Origin of the sequence: Roseibium sp. (assembly GCF_965276855.1) — a bacterium.
Lineage (GTDB): Bacteria > Pseudomonadota > Alphaproteobacteria > Rhizobiales > Stappiaceae > Roseibium.
Genome location: NZ_OZ255700.1, coordinates 1,377,172 through 1,398,817 on the forward strand (window position 1 = coordinate 1,377,172; position 21,646 = coordinate 1,398,817).

Here is a 21,646-nt window from a genome sequence, read left to right on the forward strand (position 1 = left end):
AATGTTCACATATTCGATTATTAGAAATTCTTTTACGCAGCTCACGCTAGGTTAACGACGTTGATTATCTAGCAGCGCGAAAGACTTAGCAAAAATGTCGATGCCGAAGCCCGTAAAGCCTCCCGAAACAACCAATCTCAGCAAGTTCATCGACTTTATGACACCGAAGGGCAGCAACACGCATGCGTCGAAGAAGGTCTGGAAAGATCTCCAACCTGCCATGCCCGATATGCTGGACCGGTTCTACAATGACATGCTCGCGAACGACGAGCTGCGGGCGAAAATGGGATCGAACGCAGCCAACACAAAGCCCTTGAAAAACGCCCAAAGCAAGCATTGGGACTATATTTTCAACAATGATCCCGATCTTGAATTCATTGGTCAGGCAGCGCGCATCGGTCAGGCTCATGTGCGGATCGGCTTGGAAGCAGAATGGTTGATGTCGGCCTTCGGCCGTATGTTGAATGAAGCCATCCCGGTGCTCATTCGCAAACACCGCTTCTCGCAAAGCGCGATGACCTCATCCATCCAGGAACTCGTAACCCGTTTTTTTCTGGACATGATCCTCGCCCAACGCGCCTTTGAAACCGAAAAACATCGGCTGGATGGCATTGAAGAACGGGAAACCACCGGTCTCCGCAATCTGCAGATAACGGCTGATAACATCGTTGAGCTCAACGAAATCGTGATGGCGATGGCTCTTTTGTCCCGAAACACACAAGAAGCGAACGTGAACGGGGAGTCCATTTCGGCAGCGGCCGATCAGCTGGTTGCTTCCATCGAGCAGATCTCGGAAAACAGTGAAGGCGCAGCACAGGAAGCTGCACAGACAAACGATGCAGCCAAAGACGGTCTCAACAAGATGTCTGCGGTATCCCAAGCGATTGGTGACATCTCCCGGACTTCGCGCGAAACCTCGCAAAGCCTCTCAGACCTCAACACCGCAGCAAATCAGATCAGCGAGTTCCTCTCGGTCATCCAATCCATTGCTGACCAAACGAATTTGCTTGCACTCAATGCGACGATTGAAGCTGCGCGTGCAGGCGAGGCAGGCAAGGGTTTTGCCGTGGTCGCCTCTGAGGTCAAGACGCTTGCTGCGCAGACAGGCAAGGCAACCGAGGACATTGCACAGCGCATCGAAGCGCTCACTGCAGGCATGGCAACGATCCAAACCGCGATCCAGGGATCAGAAGGCGCCGTTCAAAACGGTGAAAGCGCGATCGCATCTGCCAACGAAATTATGCAATCGATTGACACAATGGTCGGCAATGTTTCCGAGCGTGCGACCCAGATCACGGATATTTTGCGTCAGCAAAAGGAAGCTAGCCACGAGATCGCAAGGAACGTATCAAACGTCGCTGAATCCAATCGCAACACCGACATGCAGCTCGGCGAGATGCAAACCACGCTTCAACATTGCAACACCCACTTCAGTGACAATGCCAAACGTTTCTTCGACGCAGACAGTGACCGGTCCTTGGTTGAAATGGCCCGGATTGACCATGTTCTGTTCAAAAAACGGGTCGTCGATACCGTCACCGGACATGATGATTGGGGATCTTCTGTGATGCCGGATCACCATCATTGCCGGCTGGGCAAATGGTATGACGGCATCAAGAATGACCGCGTCCGCAACCACCCGGCATTCAAGGCTCTTGTAACTCCGCACAAGGACGTTCACGACGCAGGGCATAGGGCGCTTCTGGCCGCGGAGGAAGGACGCAGGCAGGATGCGTTTAATGCGCTGAAAGATCTGGACACAGCCAGTAACGCTGTGTTGGACAAGTTGGTTCTGCTGGCCAAAGCAATGGAAAATGAGCTCCAGGATGCCGAAGCCAGGCGATCTCCACGAAAGGATACGACTGCGGTTACCCAAGCCCAGGTCGATGGCAAAACACAGACTATCGAAATTGAAAATATCTCCCGCACAGGCGCGGCACTGAAGGGACTGATCGGCGCTGAAAAGGGCATGACTGTGAGCGTGATGATCGATGATCAGGAACGCCTTGGACATGTTGTCTGGACTGATGCCGGGATGACCGGGATTCAATTCTTTGACGATGCGGACTGAGTTCAAATAAACCAACCGAACGACGGCAACGTAAGCTGGTCACCAGATGAAGGAGACCAGCATGCGGATGATTGTGATATGTGGGATGGCGTTGGCGCTGTCGAGCCCGGCTCTTGCGGACCTCGATGTCCGGTTCGATGAGGGGGCGCCAAAAGACCGGTTCACAATTTCTGCGGCTGGCGGCTGCGACCTTGGCCCGATGACCGTGACGATCGACCTTCAGCCCTCCCCGTTCGGTCTCATCTTTGACACGACGTCAAGCGGCGCTGGTGTTCAGGTATTTCAGCCGTTCGAAATCACGGATGGCCGAGAGCATCTTACTGCAATTCCGTCCGTAAAAGACGGCGACAACAGCATCCAACTGACGGTCAACAGCCTTGGAAAATCCCAGAAAATTTCCTTCACGATCGACGTCGACGACACCGTGCAAAACCGCGAGATCACGGTGTCAGATGCTGAAATCACCGGCGCAAAAGTTGTTGCGCTCCGGGACGGCCAACGGTCAGAGGCTGTTTTCGGGCCGAATGCAATGGCGAGCGTCAAAATGAACGCCTGTGTGTCTTGAAAACAAAAAAGCCGATGACCGCACACGGTCATCGGCTTTGTCTTCATAAGTCTGGCGCTCTAGTCCGCGATCGTTCCGGCGAGCGCTTTTGAGATCATGTCGCGGGTTTCGGAAATCCCGTAGAGCGCGACAAAAGATCCAAAACGCGGGCCTTTTTCCTGTCCCAACAGAAGCTGATAAAGCGCTGAGAACCAGGCAACGGACACGCCCGGTCCACCATCAGGTCCTTTTTTGTTGTGATCTTGGTAGCGCTCGATCGCCCTTGCTACATCCAGAACCGCGTCCTGGATCGTTGCGCCGTCGGCATCAGCCGGTAGAGCTGCAAGTTTCGCATCCAGTTGCTCAAGTGCCTGACGCTCAGTTTCATCCGGTGTCTTGAAGGACTTGCTCGGTTTCACAAAATCGTCGAAGTAACGAATTGCGTAGCCGACCAGCGCGTCGAGCTCCGGATGTGTCTCAGCTGTTACGCCTGGCGCATAGCGGGAAATGAAGGCCCAAAGCACATCCTTGCTGTCTGCATTGGATGCGGATACCAGGTTGAGCAACATGGCAAACGGCACCGGCATGTCGATCTTAGGGATGTCGCCGGAGTGAATGTGCCATGCCGGGTTTTGCAGTTTCTGCTCAACTGGCATCTGTTCGTATTTCTGCGCGAACGTATAGTATTCGTCGACTGCCTTCGGGATCACATCGAAATACATCCGCTTCGCCGTCCGCGGTTTCTGGAACATGTAAAGCGCAAGGCTTTCCGTCGGGGCGTAGGTGAGCCACTCGTCAATGGAAAGGCCATTGCCTTTCGACTTGGAGATCTTCTCGCCCTTGTCGTCCAAAAACAGCTCATAGACGTAATGCTCCGGCGGCGTTCCGCCGAGGACCTTACAGATCTTGTCGTAGACCGCCATGTTCGGACCGTGGTCCTTACCGAACATTTCAAAGTCGACGTCAAGCGCTGCCCAGCGCGCGCCAAAATCCGGCTTCCACTGAAGCTTCACGTTGCCACCAGTGACCGGTACGGTCACGTCCTGGCCGTCTTCATCCTCAAAAGTGATGGTGCCGTCCTTGGCATTGACCTCTTTCATCGGGACATAAAGAACCCGGCCAGAGGTCGGCGAGATCGGAAGGAACGGCGAGTAGGTCGCCCGGCGTTCTTCGCCAAGCGTCGGCAACATCACATCCATCAGCTTTTGATAGCGTTCTGCAGCCCGCAGAAGAATGTCGTCAAACTTGCCCGACTTGTAGTAGTCGGTCGCACTCGCGAACTCATAATCAAAGCCAAAAGTGTCGAGGAACCGCCGCAGCATGGCATTGTTATGATGTCCAAAACTCTCATAGTCGCCGCCGAACGGGTTTGGCACGACAGTGAGTGGCATCTGCAAATAAGGCTCAAGCGCGGCTCGGTCCGGCACGTTTTCAGGAATTTTCCGCATGCCGTCCATATCATCGGAGAAGCAGATCAACCGTGTCGGGATCTTGTCTTCGGTCAACAGACGGAACGCGGTGCGCACCATCGTCGTGCGGGCAACTTCGCCGAAAGTACCGATATGCGGCAGCCCGGACGGGCCGTAACCTGTTTCGAACAAAACCGGTTTTTGCGGATCCCGCTTCTCGATCCGTTTGACCAGTTTTCGCGCTTCTTCGAACGGCCACGCTTTGGACTTGGTGGCCGCCTCGACAAACTCTTGCGAAAGGTCAAGCGGAGGCAGGGATTGATCGGTCATGTTCTTAAGGTCGTTTCAGTTGTTCTTGAGGGAAAAGCTGGCGAAACGGGTCATTCCCCGGGGTTGGCCAGCTTGATGCGGCGCGACACTAGAAAACAGCGGGGCCGCCGTCAATCAATTGTCAAAGGGAACATGCTTGAAGCAGCGGGTTTGAGCAGTTACATCGGGGCAACAGAAATGCCCGTTGGTGGCCAAGGAGAATTGAAAAGTGTCAGGACAAGACCCGATCAGCATCGAGGAAGCTCTCATCTACGTGATGGTGATTGTCGCCGCCTCGGACAATTCCATGACCGACAATGAACTGGCAACGATCGGCGACATGATCAAGACACTGCCCGTCTTCAAGGATTACAACCCGAACAATGTCATTCCGGCAGCGCAGCGCTGCGGCGACATTCTGCAGGATGAAAATGGCCTGTCGCTGGTTCTTGAACTGGTCGGCGACATTCTGCCGTCAAAACTCTATGACACCGCCTATGCGCTGGCCGTTGAAGTTGCCGCAGCCGATCTGCACGTCGAAAAGGAAGAGTTGCGGATCCTCCAGTTGCTGCGCGATCGTTTCAGCCTGGACAAACTGACCGTCGCAGCAATCGAGCGCGGTGCCATCGCCCGCCACCGCACGGCCTGATCGGAGGGTATTGATCCTTGCGTGCAATGGCACGGCGCTGGTTCTACTGGCTGACCGGATCGGTCTTTGGCGCGGTCATGCTGGTCCTCGGCCTGCAGGTCTTATCGGGTCTCGATGATTTTGACCTTTCGGCTTACGAGGCCAGGTCGGTTTCGTTTCGCCATCAGGACACACAAATCTCCGGGACCCTGCACCTGCCCGGCGTGCAGGGCGCTCCTGTCCTACTGCTGGTCCATGGCGACGGACCGCAAGACCGGTACTCGGGCGGGGGATACCTGCCCCTCATAAAGGTGTTACTTGAAAGTGGCATTGCCGTTTACTCTTGGGACAAGCCAGGCGTTGGCGACAGTCAAGGCAATTGGCTGGACCATTCCATGAGTGACAGGGCTGACCTTGCGAAGGCGGCCCTCCTCCGGTTGAAAACACTTCCCAACCTGTCACTGTCTTCATTTGGCTTTCTGGGGTTCTCTCAGGCCGGATGGGTGCTGCCTCACCTCGCTCAGGAAAGCGAACCAACTGTTTTTCTGGTGCTCGTTGGAGGTGCCGTCGATTGGCAGCGCCAGGGGCAATATTACACACGGCAAAGACTGGCCGCCGAGGGCGTTTCTGAACAGGCAATCAAAAGCGAACTGAATCGCCAAGCCTCTCAGAACGAACAGTATCTGGGCCCAGAGGCGGCTTACGCCGATTACCTTGCCGCTCAAGACACAACCAATCCGATGCCGGAGGATCGGTTTCACTTCGTCAAAAGGAACTGGCGTTCAAACTCCACAGAAACGCTGATGACGGCCAGAAAACCGATGTTCATCATTCATGGCAGCGACGACCTGAACGTTGATCCCGACTATAATTCTCAGACTTACCGGCAAATTCTGGAAAACCAGCACCCAGCCAATCGGTTCGAGATCATCGACAGTGCCAGTCATGGCTTGTTGCGCTCTGACTTGTTCAACTACCAGCGCCCGGACCAAATGCCTTTTTGGGTCGAGTGGGCCTTTTTGGCTTTGGGGCGTGAGGCCTTTACGCCGGGAGCACTCGACCTCATCGCCAATTGGGTCCATGACCAGTCGCATTCTGCAAGCGTGACGGTGCGCTAGTTTGGGTCAAGGTTCAGGGTGCATTAAACAAACTCCGCCTGGCGGCCCAAATCGTTCCAAATTGAATTAATAGCTTTACCCGTCCCTAACCGGGAGGCCGCTAAGACCCGATCAGAGCCGAAAAGGCCAAGGGGCATCATGCGGAGATGGGGATGAACAAGCCTTCACAAGGCTATCAGGCGACTGTGCGCTATCCGTTAAGGCGCCATCAGCAGCAAGTCGCTCTTAGGCACCCCGCTCAAGCTCATCGCCCCAATCGGCAGATTTCCCGCAACAAAGCTCAGAAGAAAGCCCACTGGGGTGTGCGGATGCTGATCGCCTTTGTTGGCTGGATCGTTGGCGTCACCGCAGTGTCGTTGGTGATGTTTGCCGAGTATCATTATCCGCTGGCCAAAAACCGGGACCCGGATCTTTTTGCGCTCGTCCTTGGCACCGGTTTTGCCGGACATGCGATCTATGCTGTCATGGCGATCCTGGCCGTTGCCCTGCTCACCGCGTTCAACCGCCGGAAATGGATCTTGTGGGTCCTGATCGGGTTTGCGGGCGGCCTCTACAGCGTCTGAAAACGTCGGAGCCCAACCTAGTTGAGGCTGCGGATCGTATCGGGCAGATCCAGCGAGAAGGCTGGCACTTCAACCTGGAAGGTCGTGCCGTCTGGACGCTCCATTTCGTATGATCCGGCCATAATCCCAGAATCGGTCGCAAGCGGGCAATAGGAGGAATACTCGTAGGTCTCCCCCGGCTCGATCACCGGCTGCTCACCAACCACACCTTCACCCCGCACCTCTTCCAGACGGCCGAGCGCGTCCGTGATCATCCAATACCGGCTCTTGAGCTGTACAGGCTTGTCACCACCATTGTGGATCTCAACAAGATAGGCCCAGATAAACTCCTGGTCTTCCGGCTTCGACTCATCGTCCAGATAATAGGGCTCCACGGAGACTTCGATATTGTCGGTTATGGCGCGGTAACTGCCAGACACGATTGTTCCTTTTATCATTCCGGCCGAGTGGCCGAGTTGCATGTGGCTTATAGGGCGATTGACGCAACCGTGAAAGAGTGTGGCTTGTGAAATCGGACCGGATTTCGCATTAACGCCCAAACAATCCTTCGTAAAGCCGCTTCTACATGTTTGATGCCCGCCTTCGACCAATGATCGATCCTCCCCTGAATGCAATCGGGGTGCGGCTGGCGAATGCCGGCATCAGCGCCAATATGGTGACAGTGTCCGGTTTTTGCTTGGGATTATTGGCTGCCGGCTCAATTGCTTTTGGATATTTCTTGGCCGGGTTTGTTCTGATCGCCCTCAACCGGCTGTTTGACGGATTGGATGGTGCGGTTGCGCGCGCCAGCCAGAAAACGGATCTTGGCGGCTATCTGGACATCACGCTCGACTTCTTTTTCTACGGTGCAATTCCACTCGCCTTTGCAATTCAGGCTCCAGAGACCAATGCCCTGCCGGCAGCGGCTCTGCTTGCAAGTTTTTATGCCAACGGCTCGGCGTTTCTGGCCTTTGCCATCATGGCGGAAAAACGCAACCTTTCGACCAGCCACCAGGGTGCCAAGTCGCTCTACTACATCGGCGGCCTGGCGGAAGGCACAGAAACGATCGGCCTCTTCTTGCTGATGGCTCTTCTGCCAGCCTGGTTCCCTGTCCTTGCCTGGGCGTTTGCCGGCGTTTGCCTTGTGTCAGCCAGTGCACGCGTCCTGATCGGCCTCCGCGCCTTGAAAGATCGCTGATTACCCTGCCATACCACTCAGGTCCGGCCATTCAGATCCAAGTACTCTCGCAGAATTGCCAGAATGTTTGCGCGGCGCGGGACCGCGGAGCCTTGTCGATCCGAGCCAAGATAATCGACCTTGGCGCAGTTGGGGTGAGCGGCAAGACTTTCACACCATCCGGCTCGGAAGGCACAGCCAGTTTTGCAATGATGGACACACCAAGGCCTGCTGCAACCAAAGCCAGGATCGAATTCACCTGCAAAATGGTGTGTGCTACCTTCGGCGTCTGTCCGGCAGCCGCGAACCATTTCTCAACCAACGGCGCGCTCCCGCCCTTGGTCAGGATGAAGGGATCGCCGCAAAGGTCCGCTGCTCTCACATGTGACCTTGCCGCCAACGGATGATCTTCGCGGACCAGGGCGACCAGCTCGTCCGATGCGAGCGGAAGACTGTCCAGGTCCTCCTTATGCGGATCCGACAAGATCGCGGCATCCACGCCGCCGTTGCGCAAAATCGTCTCAAGTTCCGCGTCCGGAAATTCATATATCTCAACCTCAATACCGGGAAACCTTCGGCCAAACGCGTCAAGTAGCCGTGGGAGGATATGAAACGAGGCGGAAGAACCAAAGGAACCGAGACGGACTGTCCCGATCTTGTCCCGCTGAACATCCTGCAATTGGCGCAGGGTCTTGTCTTGAAGTAGATCGGCCTGACGGGCAAATGCCGCCAACGCCTGCCCTTCTTCAGTCAACCCGAGTGGCCGGGCCCCGCGAATGAGCAAATCCAGTCCAAACCGCTTTTCCAGCTGGGCGATGCCCTTGCTGACAGCCGGTTGAGATATGCCAAGGGCCCGAGCGGCTTCGGAAACACTTCCCGTTTCCTCGATGATCCGAAGAGCCCGGACCATTGCGAGAGGAAGGTCCTGAGAATCTGACGTCAAAATATAACCTCAAGTTATTTTCTTATATCGATATATATCTCTATTCGACCCTCCAGCACAATTGCCGTCTGGACAACATCATGCCCCTGGAAACCTGGCTCGCCTTCGTCGCCGCCTCTCTCATCCTGACCATGACACCTGGTCCCAGCATCCTATTGGGTATGGTTCATGCCTTGCACTTCGGGACGAAACGCACGCTCTATACTGCCCTCGGAGACATCTCCGCCAACATGATCCAGATGCTGCTGGTCACGGCGGGTCTGGGCATCATCATCGCCAACTCGGCAGTCGCGTTTCAGGCTATCAAATGGGCAGGTGTCGGTGTGCTGATCTTTATGGCCATCAAAATGTGGCGGTCAGCACCAACTCTACCTGACGCAGCAACACCGGATCGATCGTCACATCCGGCGCGGCTTTATGCGAGCGGCTTTGCTGTTGCGTTCGGCAACCCGAAGGCACTGGTCTTCTTCACCGCCTTCTTTCCGCTATTCATAGATCCGACAGCCCCTGTCCTGACCCAATTGTTCATCATGTGCCCGACCATGGCCGCACTCGATTTTGCGTTTGTGATGCTTTATGCGGCCGGTGCCAAACAGTGCCTTGGTTTCTTGAGACAACATCCAAGGCTATTGAACCGGACCGCAGGCGGCACATTGCTGACGGCGGCGGGGCTGCTGGTGGTATCGAAGTGAACCAGGCTGGGCGGCCTAAATCGCCGCCAGGGCCTTCTCAACGTCTTCCAAAAGATCTTGCGGGTCTTCCAATCCAACAGAGAGGCGCAGGATGCCATCGGTGATGCCGAGTTCGGCACGGGCCTCCTCGCCAATCGATTGGTGGGTGGTTGTTGCCGGATGCGTGATCAGGCTTTTGGCATCGCCGAGATTGTTGGAGATCCGGATCAGGTCCAGCGCATTCACGAACCGGAATGCAGCCTCCTTGCCGCCGTCGATTTCAAGCGCCACCATCGTCGAACCACCGCGCATCTGGCGCTTGGCGATCTCGGCTTGCGGGTGATCGTCCCTCCCCGGGTAAATCAGGCGTTTCACCTTGGACTGACCTGCCAGGAAGTCCGCAATCTGGCCAGCGCTATTGGTCTGCTGCGCCACGCGCAACGGCAGTGTCTCGAGCCCCTTCAAGAGCACCCAGGCACTGAACGGGCTCATGTGTGGGCCAGTGTGTTTGACGAAGGGCATCACCTCTTCGGTGATCCACTCTTCATCTGAAAGAACCACGCCACCCAGACACCGCCCCTGCCCGTCAATGTGTTTGGTGGCGGAATAGATGACCACATCCGCACCCAGGCTCAGAGGAGACTGGTACATCGGCGTTGCGAAGACGTTATCGACAATCAAGCGGGCGCCAACCGACTTTGCAATTTCCGCGACTGCGGCAATGTCAATGACTTCCAGGGTCGGATTGGTTGGGCTTTCCAGAAACAGCGCCTTGGTGTTCGGCTTCACGGCCGCTTTCCACTGCTCAATATCCGTTCCATCGACAAGCGTGCTCTCAACGCCAAAGCGCGGCAGCAGGGTCTCGCAGATGTACCGGCACGAGCCGAAAAGGGCCTTCGCCGCAACCACATGATCCCCGGCCTTGACCGACGCCATCAGGGCAAGATTGACTGCAGCCATACCGCTGGCCGTTGCCCGCGCAGCTTCCGCGCCTTCCAGCATCTTGATACGGTCTTCGAACATCGCGACGGTTGGGTTGGCATACCGCGAATAGACAAACCCCGGATCTTCACCATTGAACCGTGCTTCGGCTGCTTCCGCGCTGTCGTACACAAAACCCTGTGTCAGGAACATTGCCTCGGACGTCTCGCCGAACGGTGAGCGGGTAGTGCCGCCATGAACGAGTGCGGTTGCAGGGCGCCAGTTGGTTCCAGCGGTGTTCTTGGTGTCAGTCATGTCGATGTTCGCTCCAAACGAAAAAACCCCAGCCTCAAGACCGGGGTTTGCACCTCCGGCCTTTTTAGCGACTTGTTTAACGTGGCTGCAAGCCGGCCGGCCCAAATCACCACGAGGTGGCTTTCACTTAAGCGAAAATGGGCTTTCGGTCAATCTACCTCCCCGTTTTCCTGAGATTGGCCAGAAAGAGAGTTGGCGGGGCCAGCCGCATCCGTTAAGGACGTTAGACGACGATTGCAGGATGAATTGATGAACGTATCAGCGAACCAAAGCACCACAGGCAGCGCATTGATCGGAGCGAACGGGATTTTGCCCGAACGCGTCATTCAGGCCATGTTCGCAGCGCAGGAAATTTCCGCCGCACAGCCGCCGGTCAAAGGTCAAATTCAGCCTGCGAGCCTCGATCTACGCCTTGGAACAGTTGCTTACCGGGTGCGCGCAAGTTTTCTGCCAGGTCCGGACATCAAAGTGGCCGACCGCTTGGAGCAGTTGAAACTGCATACCATCGATCTCCAGGACGGCGCTGTTTTGGAAACGGGGTGCGTCTACATCGTTCCATTGCAGGAAAGCCTGGCGCTGCGGCCCGACATTTCCGCAACCGCCAACCCAAAAAGCTCCACCGGGCGTCTTGATGTTTTCACCCGCGTGATCACCGACAACGGACAGGCGTTCGACACCATTCCAGCTGGGTACACCGGACCGCTTTATGCGGAAATTTCGCCGCTCACGTTCCCGATCCTGGTCCGGTCGGGTTCCCGCCTCAGCCAGATCCGGTTCCGGCGGGGGCAATCGCTCATCCGAGATGCTGATCTTGAAGGCATCCACAAATCAGAAACCCTGATGAGCGGCGGCAATGAGCGGATCGGCGGCGGTGTCCAGCTGTCCATTGATCTGGAAGGCGAAGGCCCCGGCAGCCTGATCGGTTACCGTGCCAAACATCACTCCGGGCTGATTGACGTTGATCTGGTCGGCGCTCAAGACCCGCTTGATTTCTGGGAACCGATCTACCGCCGGCAGAATGCTGAATTGATCCTTGATCCGGACGCTTTCTACATACTTGTCAGCCAGGAAGCCGTTCACGTCCCGCCAGACTATGCCGCCGAGATGGTGCCCTTCGATCCACTGGTCGGGGAGTTTCGGGTGCATTATGCTGGTTTCTTCGATCCCGGCTTCGGCCATGCCGGTGCCGGCGGTATTGGCTCACGCGCGGTTCTGGAAGTCCGGTCGCACGACGTGCCCTTTATCGTGGAACACGGGCAGACCATCGGCCGCCTTGTCTATGAACACATGGCCGAACGGCCGGCGACACTTTATGGCGAGGGCATCGGGTCCAACTATCAGGGCCAGGCCTTGAAGCTCTCCAAGCATTTCAAGGCATCTGCCTGAACACTGAATGTCCTTGAAAACCATCACCCGCGAATACGAAGGCTTTCTGGAAGACCGGAAGTCCCGGTTCCTGGCCTTTTTGGTGCCCATTGAGCAGTTCGACACCCGTCTGGAAGAACTGCGCAAGGAACACCGCAAGGCCAATCATATCGTAACCGCGCACCGGCGGCTTTTGGAGGATGACCGGGTAGAAGAGAGCGGAAAGGACGATGGCGAACCAGCCGGCACGTCCGGCATGCCGACCTTGCGCGTTCTGCAGGGCGCAGACCTGATCAATTGTGCGGTGCTGATCGTAAGGTATTTCGGTGGAACAAAGCTGGGCGGCGGAGGCCTTGCCCGCGCCTATTCAGGCGCTGCCCAAGACGCGATTGCAAATGCCGATTTGGTGCCGTTCCAGAAACTCTCCCGGAAAAGGTTCAGCGCAGACTTTGCATCGAGTTCCGAGTTGGAACGGAAAATCACTGGCCTCGGTCTGGACGTGGTCTCACGCGACTACACCGAAACAGGTGTCGTTCTGATAGTGGAAGGGCCGGAGGATCTCCTGGATGCCCTTGACGGCAGCACGGACGGTTAGAACTCCAAGCCCAAGCCGCAGTCTGCTGCCACGATGTTCATCGCCCGAAGATCGATAAGATCGCTTTCTCACGTCGGCCGCGCTACCTTGGCAAGAACCGAGGATCGGCATCCATTTTGCGGCGTGGAGTAAAAGGCTTGTTTTCAGTGACGAAACGATCCCTTGCCTTAGCTGCCACGCTGCTATCCGTCCCTTTTCTCTTTGCTGCGCTTTGGATAATCCTCTTTCAAGCCGGACCCAACCGGCTCATTTCCGGCGGGCCTGAAGCCAGCGCATTGGAGCGGAAAGTCGGCCAGCTCATCATGGTTGGTTTTAACGGCACCCGCCCGACGGATCCAGGTGTCATGGCCGTCAGCGGCCAACTCGCAAGTGGCCGCGTCGGCGGCGTGATGCTGCTTGGCCGCAACATTCAAACACCCGACCAGTTGACCACCTTGACCCGCCACCTTGCCGATCAAGGTTCCGGGTCTTCGGTGTTGATCGCCGTTGATCAAGAGGGCGGCCTGGTTCAGCGCCTGCCCCCTCTGGGCGATCCCGTGACCTGGAGCACGGCGAAGGATCTTCCGGCCGCCACAGACAATTGCACGCCGCGCAAGGTCCGCGCCTATTATGCCCGCAGAGCGGCCCAGCTTGGCGCCTACAATATCAACGTCAATTTCGGGCCCGTCGTCGATGTGGACATCAACCCGGACAATCCGATTATTGGCAAGAAAAAGCGGAGTTTTTCCGCTGACCCTGCCACCGTTACCAATTGTGCTGCGGGGTTTATTGCCGCCCATCAGGCCGCTGGAATAGCAACAGCGCTGAAGCACTTTCCAGGACACGGATCTTCAACGACGGACAGCCACACCAGTTTGCCGGTGATCAGCCAGTCCTGGCACGCGCATGAACTGGAGCCTTATCGCGCACTCCACCGGCAGGACCGGGTGGACATGGTGATGATGGGCCATCTGGTTCACCCGCGCTTTTCCGACACGCCAGAAACTCCAGCCTCTCTTTCGAAAAAGGGGATTGCGGAGGCCAGAACCCTCGCCGGTGAGGATGTTATCATCATCACGGACGATCTGGAGATGGATGCAGTCTCTGATCGGTTTTCGATCGAAGACGCAGCGGTGCAAGCGATCGCCGCCGGAAATGACATTGTGCTCTTTTCCAGTTTTGACCGGAGCGACCCGGAACTCGGTGACCGGGTCAACGCCGCCATTGTGGCCGCCGTTTCGGATGGCCGGATCAGTGAAACACAGATTGATCAGTCCACCGCCCGGGTTGCCGCCCTAAAACATCGCCTGCGCCGGTTTCGGGTGGGCGTTTTGCCAGATCCGCAGTCTGCAAGACTGGGCCCTGGACCGAAGAACACACCACACTCCTACGCCGCAGCAACTACGATTTTGACGTCTGCTCCCGCAGCTCCTTAAGCTCGGCCCGCAAGGCTTTCACTTCTTCCAAAATGAGGCCCGTTTCATCATGGATCGCCTGACGGTTGGCGTCGGCTTCCGCTTCATGCTCCTCCTGCATGGCGGACACGATGATACCGATGAAGAGGTTCAAAACCGTGAAAGCCGTACACAGGATGAACGGCACGAAGAAGATCCAGGAGAGCGGATAGACTTCCATGACCGGCCGGACGATCCCCATGGACCAGCTTTCCAGCGTCATGATCTGGAAAAGCGTATAGAGCGATGCGCCAAGATCACCGAACCATTCGGGAAACGATGCGCCGAAGAGTTTGGTCGCCATTACCCCGAACACATAGAATACCAGCGCCATCAGGACGACGATGGACCCCATGCCCGGTAAGGCGGCAATCAACCCGCCAATCACCCGCCGCAGAGACGGAACAACGGAAATCAGGCGCAGGACACGCAAGATCCGGAGCGAGCGCAGCACGGACAGAGTTCCGCTGGATGGCAGCAGCGCGATTGCGACAATGAAGAAATCAAAGAGGCTCCAGGGATCTTTGAAAAAGCGGAAGCCATGCGCAAACAGACGCAGCGCGATTTCGATCACGAATATGCCGAGGATCGTCTGATCGATTGCAATCAAAACCGACCCGAACCGGTCCATGACAAACGGGCTGGTTTCCAGCCCGAGCGTGATCGCATTCACGACGATGATCGCAATGATCCAGTATTCCCACGTGCGTGAGGTAACCAGGGCTTTGATTTTTTCCCGCATAGTCTGTTCCGGAGCCTGAAATATTCCAACGGCGCTGCGCCGCGCGGAACATGGAGGTTCGGGCCGGTCTTGGCAAGATGGCAGCGGACGGGAAAACACAATTCAAGCGCTTGACAGTTCGCTGGAAAATGAACCCTCAAGGTTGTCTACGCTGGATCGGGTTTGATGGTTGTAAAGCCGTGGTCAACAGAACCAAACGTGCGGGTGAATAGCCTCCGCTGGCATGGGGACGATTATGCTTCTTTCCCTGCCAAGTTATCCTGCGGTCCTTTCAAACAGCTCGAACGGTCTCGTGATGCTTTCAGAAAGGCCGGTCAAAGCTGTCTTGCCTTGTACCTCTCATATTTACTGAGACAGATAAATCTGCTGAATTTTCTTCGCGATGTTCTGGAAGGCTTGTTTCAGCTCTTCCCGGTTCCCGGCTTCATAATAGAAATCACCTCCGGACGAGCATTCCTGCAGCATCCGGGTCCCGAACGGTGTTTTTCCCATACCCGTTTCAAAGAACACAGAGTAGATCTGAATTCCTTTTCCTTTCATTAGTCTGCACAGCTCCAGAGACCGCTGTACAGAAGGCTCCTGATAGCTTGGAAGAGTGTAATATCCGCGCTGTGTCCATTCCCATTTGTCCTGACCGCTGCAGACGATCTTGTTTTCACTGCTGCTGTACCAACACCGCCTTCGTTCTGTGCGTTCCCAATCCCACCAAGTGTTAAACTCGCCGTCAGTCATCAGGATTGCGATTTTGCGATTTTTTGGCCGTGAACTGTTGTCATACGGCAGAGGTTGGCTTTCACGCGGCCAGATAGACGCCCATTCGGGTGAGAGCGTGTACCAGCTCCATGCAACACCAGCTTGCCCGCCGGTGCCACCGATCAGGGACAGATTTCGAATTGTGCCATCAAGATCACTCTTGTCAGCAGTCAGTGGCTGAACCGGAGTGTAGGGACAGTTTGTCTGCGCGCCGTACCAGCGATCATAGGAGATGTAATAGAAGCGCTCAGCGCCCTGATTAAAACCTGTATTGCCAAAGTTATTCCAGTACGGCCCTTCCTTGTACCGGCTCAGCGTTTCCCGGTCGGTAATGCACCTGGAACCGTCAATCCTGCCTTCTGCCAGCTGAGACGTGTAAGATCCCGCATTAACCCCCCAGCTGTATGGAATGAGCGCGATCTTGGCCTTCGCAGTGCTGGGAGTGGCTTGGTCGGAGATTAGGATATCAATGAGGTCCTGTGCCGCGCTTTTTACACTCTGTAGACCGCCCGGCACACTGGAGATCGAATTGGTTACGTCAAGTGCGACCGCGATCTCGACATTGAACCGGCTATAAGTTGTCTGGGCGCTGTTTCCAAACTGGAACACCTCCGGACCGAACGCCTTCTGACCGTAACCACCGAGGTCAACAAAGTAGTTGGGCAGGCTGGACCACGAGGACATTGAAATCGTCCCGTTGTCCGTATTGATGTCAAAACTGATGTTGTCGATGGCCGCTTGACGCCATTCTGACTGTTTAAGATTTGCCTTGAAGCTGTTTTCGAGATGTGTCCGGACCTGGCTGTCTGACATCTCGCGTATGGACAGCTCTGTTGCAACTGAAAGAGCCGCTGCGTCGATGGCGTAGGACAGTTTCTCACGAGCGTTGATTGCCCGGCTGACATCGATGGCCGCGCCACCGATAACCACAAGAAGAATGACGAGCAGGCCAAAAAGCGGAAGAACGGAGCCTTGCCGATCCTTAGACAGCAATCGGAGAAGTGACATTATTTACAACCGTATTTATACAGACTTCCGAAATTATCGATAATTGGAAATTATTAATAAACCTCCTAGCGCAAAAATTGAATTTTTTTACAATGCAATTTATTATTGAAAAGACTATGAGCCGCCGATTATGCGGCTACCTAATTGGACTGAATCTGATCGGCATCATGCAATACCTTGAGGTCAGACCCAGACCAGACAACCGTTTTTCATAGTCGTCGCTTATATGATCCCCGCAGCGACGCTGAAGGTTGCGAGGCTCTTTCAGTTCCGTTGCTTCAGCGTCTTAAAAAGAACTGCTCGTCAACGTGCCAGATAAACGTTCTGGATTTTCTTGGCGATGCCGGTAAAGGCCTGCGTCATACGGGCGGCGTCGTCAACTTTGATATACTCGCCGCCGTTCGCTGCGCAGTACGCCATCAGCTTCTCAGGCGCGTCTGACCACACGCGGTTATCGAAGAAAACCGTCCAGACAATTACGTCTTTCTGCCGAAGAATGTCACAGTACCGGCGCGCACGCGCATACGTCGGGCTGTCGTAGCTAAACGACCCGTGGTATGTCCAATACCACTCAGGCTCCCTCGTATCGAGCCTGCAGGGCTCGTAGTTTGGCCATGTGCATTTGCTGTTTCTGGAGCGCATGGAATAGGCCGTGTTGCTGTCACCGTCCGTCATCAGGAGAGCGATCTTGACCGACCCGCCGTATTGTCTTGGACGGCTGCGCGCCGGGAATGCTTCCGCCCACTCCGGAGACAGGAGACGCCATGCCATGTCGATACCAAGGTGAACAGATGTACCGCCACCGGAGCGCAACCCCTTGATCAGCTTTAGCAGATCGTCCCGGTCTGACGTGATTGGCGTAACCGGCGAGGACCACGGACACCCGAGGTTGGTCGGGTCGTTCTCTCTCCAGTCGTTCGGATCATAGTCCACCCAATGGACTGCTTCGGCGCCGCGCATGTAGTAAGACCGGCCATCACCGTACCTCAGGTATGGTTCGAACTGGTGGTCTGTATGCCGTCCGGAGATGCATCGGCTAGGCCAATAGCTATAATCCGCATCATTGCTGTCCAGTATCGCCGGAATCTTCTCAGCGTTGATGCTGTCGGTCCATGGCGCAATGCCAATCCGGACCTTGGTGGAGTGATCTGGCGTGCCTTCTGGTATCAGCTCACTGACAAGCCGGGTCGCGGCTTTTTTAAGCTCGGCCATGTCCTGTCGATCCATAGATCCGGAGATGTCGAGAGCAAGAGCGATTTCCATGTCCTGCTCGCCATACGCCGCCCGGCCCGTGGTTCCGAAATTGAGTTTTTCTGGTCCAATGGCGTCCATGCCGTACCCCATGAGCCGACCCAGAAAGTAGTCCTCAAGCCGTGATGACGAACGCACCTCAACCCAGCCCTCGGCTTGGTTGATCGTCCAGGCAATGTTCTCAATCGCCCGGGTTTTCCATTCACTGTCTTTGAGATTGGCTTCAAAGCTGTTTTCAAGATGGAGTTTCACATCCGCGTCATTCATCTCGCGGCCAGCCAGCTCAACGGCCAGTGAGAGCGCAGAAGCGTCTATGGCATAGGCAAGCTTTTCCCGGGCGTTGACGGCCCGGCTGACATCAATGGCTGCCCCGCCGATAACCACAAGGAAAATAACGAGCAGTCCAAAAATGGGCAGAATGGACCCTTGGCGATCTTGGACCAGCAATCGGATTACTGTCATTAATATCAGTCGTATTTATGCGTGTTTTTAATTATCGATAATAGGAATAAGTTAACAAAATACCCGCCTTAAATGTATAAGGCGGGTAACATTGCAATTTATTGTTGCATCGACCTTTAGTGGTCGAGCGTGACTGACATGTCATCGAACTGAATCTGCTCGAAATCATGCAGGACGTCGAAATCGGCCCCTGACCACACAACTGCGCCTTCGCCATCTTGGGCAACGCCCCAGCCGTAGTCGGTCGAGACGGCATCAACCACAAACGTATCGACATCGTCTGTGCCTTGAAGGTGTTGTGTCTGGCCCTTGATGTCGTTGACCGTAATGCCGCCCTTGTCTGGGTCAGGGGCTGGTGCATCTCCCTTCGTTATGGACACATCCAAGTCATCAAATCGAAGCACGTCGAAACCGTGCATGACATCGAAGTCTGCCCCCTGCCAAATGACAGTTCCCTTGCCGTCCTGAGTATCACCCCAATTGAAATCGTTGGAGTTGCCGCCGACAACAAACACGTCGATCTGACCATCCGACCCTTTGAGGTGTTGGACCTCATTTGGCTTGTTGTAAACGAGGTTTTCCACTGGTGCCGGGTCTACCGGATCGGGATCAACAGGGTCTGGATCGACAGGATCCGGATCTACCGGGGCCGGATCAACTGGATCGGGATCAACAGGGTCTGGATCAACAGGGTCCGGGTCAACCGGGTCTGGGCTCACCGGGTCTGGATCAACCGGAGCCGGGTCGACAGGCGCTGCGACGGCCTTTCCGGTGTCCGTCAGTTCCACCTTGTCGAGAATACCTGCAACTGTGGAATGGCTGGTATCGGTTGCCTTGAACTTAACGGTATCGTTACCGCCTGTGCCCACCACTTCATAGGTGTAGATGCCAGCTTCACCGTTGCCCGGTTCGATGGTGTCGACAAGCTGATCATTCCAGTGGACTTCAATACCACCTCGGTAGTTGTAATGGTCCCTTAGCTCATAATGAAAACTGAGTTCGTAGATCTGGTTCTCTTCCAGCTGGATGGATTGATAAATCGCGCCACGCTCGGAATCGATTTCAACCTGCTGAACACCGTCCTTGGCGGCAATACCTTCAAAACCATCATTCCAGACTTCGAACTGGTTGTTCTCAGACGTCCAGCCTTCCATCTGATCAGTCACACCCCACTTGGCCAGGCCAAGGTTGGGGTTCTCGAAACTGCCATTGGTAAGCAGATTTGTTCCGTTTGGGTCTGGATCGGCAGGATTCGGGTTTACCGGATCGGGATCAACCGGAGCCGGATCAACAGGATCCGGGTCTATCGGATCAGGATCAACCGGGGCAGGATCAACAGGATCCGGGTCAGGCATTGGTATTGGATCCGTTCCATCTGATTTCAGGACTACGTTGTCGAGGAGCCCGCCCAAGAGGGCATTGGTGCCGGGGGTCGCCTGGAACGTCAGCTTGTCAACACCGCCTGTGCCAACAACCTTGAAGTCATATGCGCGCATTTCGCCGTCACCCGGCTTGATCGTCGCAACGACCTCGTCATTCCAGAGCACTTGAAGACCAATGTTCCATATATTTGACGCCAAGGCTTCCGTCTCATACGTGAAGCTCAGATCATAAGTCTGTCCGGTTTCGGTTTGGACCTGCTGATAAACCGGCTTCGAGCTGCCATCCAGCCCAAGCGCCGTCTGGCCATGACTGGCATTGGCATCAATGTTCTTGTCACCATGGATCTCGAACCATTTTCCGTCCGTCTGCCAGCCGTCCAGACTGGTGACCCACGTTGTCGTATCAGTCGGGTTCGGAACTTCAAACGAGCCATTCACCAACAGGTTTTGCGGCTCTGCCCCCGGATCAATCGGCAAGTTGGACGGCACGACTGAGACATTCGGCGCAATAGACGGGACGCCGTTTTTGTCCCAAACAAACATCATCCAGTCACCGGAGGAGAGGCCCTCAGCAGTGGTTGGCGCCGTCACAGTCAAGTTCCCGTTGCCGAAGCCGGTCGAGAATTGCGCTTCAACGAAGGCGGTCCCCATGTTGAACGCGTGCGTGGCGGCTCCGTTTTTGACAAACGTAACACGGGCAATGTCGTCTGTGCTGTCCATGTTGACAATGAATGTCTGGCCGGAACGGATTTCGGATGGAGCTGCTTCAATCACCGGACGCTGAGCCAGCTGACCGTTTTGGTCATACAGATAGGTTGGCATATAGGTCTGCGCATCAAGGTAGTTGTTTTCCGCAAAGCCAGCCGCGCCACCACCCGCAGAAAGGACAGACCCGTCATTCAGAAGTACTGCAGTCGAGTGATAGAGACGAGGGGCATTCTCGGCTGCCATTTCAGTGACTTGATTTGTCTCTGGATCCCAGATTGCCGCAGTTTTGTTTGCCGCCGCTTCCGTGTTGCCAACGGCTGAGCCACCATTGATGAGCACTGTCCCATCCGGCAGGACAGTCATGTTCGACCAATTGCGTTCCGAGCCCATGTCAGCGACTTTTTCGAACTGGACGCCATTGCCGGAGATATCCATGACCCAAAGGCCAGACCCACTGTCCTGTATCAGGATTTTCCCTACGTCGAATTGAACGGCGGGGTTTTCCCATGTCGCGTTGAACGGCAGTTTTCCAATCTCTGTGATCGACCCGGTTCCGCCGTTTGCATCGATGTTGAGGCTCATGACCTCGATATCAGCATCGGCACCCCTGCCTGTCGAAAAATAAACTACGTTTCCGTCTGTATCCAAAAACGCCCGGGGGTAGTGACCGGCGCGCCCCAGATCGGCATCGACTGCCCCTGTCAGCGCTTTCCAGCCCACACCGGGGGTATAGACCTCTGCAGTGTCTTGATGGCGCCCTGCGCCATCGGAGCCCCCCAGCATGACCATGCGGCCATCTTCGAGGCTGACCATTGTCGGATACCAGCGCTGGTTCACCATGTCGCCATCCGGAGCCGCATACAACTCGCCCGTTTTCATGTCGAGTATGTTGACGTCGTTGACGCCGGTGTTCGGGCGGCCGTCCGGACGGGCATCCCCGCCTGCAATCAGCACCTTGTCTGTGCCGGGAATGATCATTGCTGCGGAACAGAAGATGTCGGTCCCGACCGTGTTTGCCAGTGTCTGGTGGGTCCCGGTCACCGGGTCATAGATGTCATAGATAAACTGCCCGCCCTGCATGCCATTGGCGTCTGTCCCGAAAGTCAAAACACGCCCGTCGTCCATGACGACTGAATGGATTCCAATGATAGGCCATGCTTGCAAGTCGCCCCATGCACCAGTCGCTTTGGTCATTATCAAACCCGTACTCATTTGCTCTTGACGCCGGGAGTACGTGCGGAACGTAAATCTTGCAACCAATTGTAAACATTAACGTTAATAGCGACTGACTTTTATCGT

General features: G+C 55.6%; 18 protein-coding genes and 1 riboswitch. Of the genes, 10 read left to right on the forward strand and 8 right to left on the reverse strand.

What is annotated here, in order from left to right; all coding sequences use genetic code 11:
- Positions 1–100: 100 nt before the first annotated feature.
- On the forward strand, positions 101–2,071 hold the full coding sequence (locus tag ACQY4Z_RS06295; protein WP_428527660.1) for a methyl-accepting chemotaxis protein: 1,971 nt from the start codon (positions 101–103) through the stop codon (positions 2,069–2,071).
- A gap of 61 nt (positions 2,072–2,132) precedes the next feature.
- A complete protein-coding gene (locus ACQY4Z_RS06300; protein ID WP_428527662.1) occupies positions 2,133–2,636 on the forward strand; it encodes an aggregation factor core in 504 nt (167 codons plus the stop codon).
- A 59-nt stretch (positions 2,637–2,695) separates the two neighbouring features.
- Here the strand turns inward: ACQY4Z_RS06300 and ACQY4Z_RS06305 are convergent, their stop codons facing one another.
- Positions 2,696–4,354: a lysine--tRNA ligase gene (locus tag ACQY4Z_RS06305; RefSeq protein WP_428527664.1), complete on the reverse strand. Its 1,659-nt coding sequence runs from the start codon at positions 4,352–4,354 to the stop codon at positions 2,696–2,698.
- Between the two features lie 256 nt (positions 4,355–4,610).
- On the opposite strand from ACQY4Z_RS06305, the gene ACQY4Z_RS06310 reads away from it, so the two are divergent.
- From ACQY4Z_RS06310 to ACQY4Z_RS06320, 3 genes are all read left to right on the forward strand, one after another.
- Positions 4,611–4,982: a tellurite resistance TerB family protein gene (locus ACQY4Z_RS06310; protein ID WP_209177786.1), complete on the forward strand. Its 372-nt coding sequence runs from the start codon at positions 4,611–4,613 to the stop codon at positions 4,980–4,982.
- A gap of 26 nt (positions 4,983–5,008) precedes the next feature.
- Entirely contained in the window at positions 5,009–6,079 is a 1,071-nt protein-coding gene (locus tag ACQY4Z_RS06315) for an alpha/beta hydrolase family protein (RefSeq protein ID WP_428529731.1), read from the forward strand.
- 152 nt (positions 6,080–6,231) lie between these two features.
- A complete protein-coding gene (locus tag ACQY4Z_RS06320) occupies positions 6,232–6,642 on the forward strand; it encodes a hypothetical protein (RefSeq protein WP_428527666.1) in 411 nt (136 codons plus the stop codon).
- 17 nt (positions 6,643–6,659) lie between these two features.
- Here ACQY4Z_RS06320 and apaG read toward each other — a convergent pair whose 3' ends face one another.
- Positions 6,660–7,079 (reverse strand): Co2+/Mg2+ efflux protein ApaG, encoded by a 420-nt coding sequence (gene apaG, locus ACQY4Z_RS06325; protein ID WP_209172933.1) that lies wholly within the window; start codon positions 7,077–7,079, stop codon positions 6,660–6,662.
- 128 nt (positions 7,080–7,207) lie between these two features.
- On the opposite strand from apaG, the gene ACQY4Z_RS06330 reads away from it, so the two are divergent.
- Positions 7,208–7,819, forward strand: a complete 612-nt coding sequence (locus ACQY4Z_RS06330; protein WP_428527668.1) for a CDP-alcohol phosphatidyltransferase family protein — start codon at positions 7,208–7,210, stop codon at positions 7,817–7,819.
- Between the two features lie 31 nt (positions 7,820–7,850).
- Here ACQY4Z_RS06330 and ACQY4Z_RS06335 read toward each other — a convergent pair whose 3' ends face one another.
- Positions 7,851–8,741 (reverse strand): LysR family transcriptional regulator, encoded by an 891-nt coding sequence (locus ACQY4Z_RS06335; RefSeq protein WP_428527670.1) that lies wholly within the window; start codon positions 8,739–8,741, stop codon positions 7,851–7,853.
- A gap of 80 nt (positions 8,742–8,821) precedes the next feature.
- On the opposite strand from ACQY4Z_RS06335, the gene ACQY4Z_RS06340 reads away from it, so the two are divergent.
- On the forward strand, positions 8,822–9,433 hold the full coding sequence (locus ACQY4Z_RS06340; protein WP_428527672.1) for a LysE family translocator: 612 nt from the start codon (positions 8,822–8,824) through the stop codon (positions 9,431–9,433).
- Between the two features lie 15 nt (positions 9,434–9,448).
- Here the strand turns inward: ACQY4Z_RS06340 and ACQY4Z_RS06345 are convergent, their stop codons facing one another.
- A complete protein-coding gene (locus ACQY4Z_RS06345) occupies positions 9,449–10,648 on the reverse strand; it encodes an O-succinylhomoserine sulfhydrylase (protein WP_428527674.1) in 1,200 nt (399 codons plus the stop codon).
- A 43-nt stretch (positions 10,649–10,691) separates the two neighbouring features.
- A riboswitch (SAM riboswitch) is annotated at positions 10,692–10,771 on the reverse strand.
- Between the two features lie 126 nt (positions 10,772–10,897).
- Between ACQY4Z_RS06345 and ACQY4Z_RS06350 the strand changes: the two genes are divergently transcribed.
- From ACQY4Z_RS06350 to ACQY4Z_RS06360, 3 genes are all read left to right on the forward strand, one after another.
- On the forward strand, positions 10,898–12,034 hold the full coding sequence (locus ACQY4Z_RS06350; RefSeq protein ID WP_428527676.1) for a 2'-deoxycytidine 5'-triphosphate deaminase: 1,137 nt from the start codon (positions 10,898–10,900) through the stop codon (positions 12,032–12,034).
- A gap of 7 nt (positions 12,035–12,041) precedes the next feature.
- Positions 12,042–12,608 (forward strand): IMPACT family protein, encoded by a 567-nt coding sequence (locus tag ACQY4Z_RS06355; protein WP_428527678.1) that lies wholly within the window; start codon positions 12,042–12,044, stop codon positions 12,606–12,608.
- A 146-nt stretch (positions 12,609–12,754) separates the two neighbouring features.
- Positions 12,755–14,023, forward strand: coding sequence for a glycoside hydrolase family 3 N-terminal domain-containing protein (locus tag ACQY4Z_RS06360; RefSeq protein ID WP_428529733.1), 1,269 nt, complete (start codon positions 12,755–12,757; stop codon positions 14,021–14,023).
- On the opposite strand, the gene ACQY4Z_RS06365 is transcribed toward ACQY4Z_RS06360, so the two are convergent.
- The 4 genes from ACQY4Z_RS06365 to ACQY4Z_RS06380 all read right to left on the reverse strand — a co-directional run bounded on the left by ACQY4Z_RS06365 (position 13,989) and on the right by ACQY4Z_RS06380 (position 21,541).
- The gene (locus tag ACQY4Z_RS06365; protein ID WP_428527680.1) at positions 13,989–14,783 is read right to left on the reverse strand and encodes an ion transporter; all 795 of its coding nucleotides are present in this window, start codon (positions 14,781–14,783) and stop codon (positions 13,989–13,991) included. The two genes, ACQY4Z_RS06360 and ACQY4Z_RS06365, sit on opposite strands and share 35 nt — an antisense overlap.
- Positions 14,784–15,128: 345 nt before the next feature.
- Complete coding sequence (locus ACQY4Z_RS06370; RefSeq protein WP_428527682.1) at positions 15,129–16,544, reverse strand: pilus assembly protein TadG-related protein; 1,416 nt, start codon at positions 16,542–16,544, stop codon at positions 15,129–15,131.
- Positions 16,545–16,847: 303 nt separating this feature from the next.
- Positions 16,848–18,257: a pilus assembly protein TadG-related protein gene (locus ACQY4Z_RS06375; protein ID WP_428527684.1), complete on the reverse strand. Its 1,410-nt coding sequence runs from the start codon at positions 18,255–18,257 to the stop codon at positions 16,848–16,850.
- Between the two features lie 116 nt (positions 18,258–18,373).
- Complete coding sequence (locus ACQY4Z_RS06380) at positions 18,374–21,541, reverse strand: galactose oxidase-like domain-containing protein (RefSeq protein WP_428527686.1); 3,168 nt, start codon at positions 21,539–21,541, stop codon at positions 18,374–18,376.
- Between the last annotated feature and the right edge of the window lie 105 nt (positions 21,542–21,646).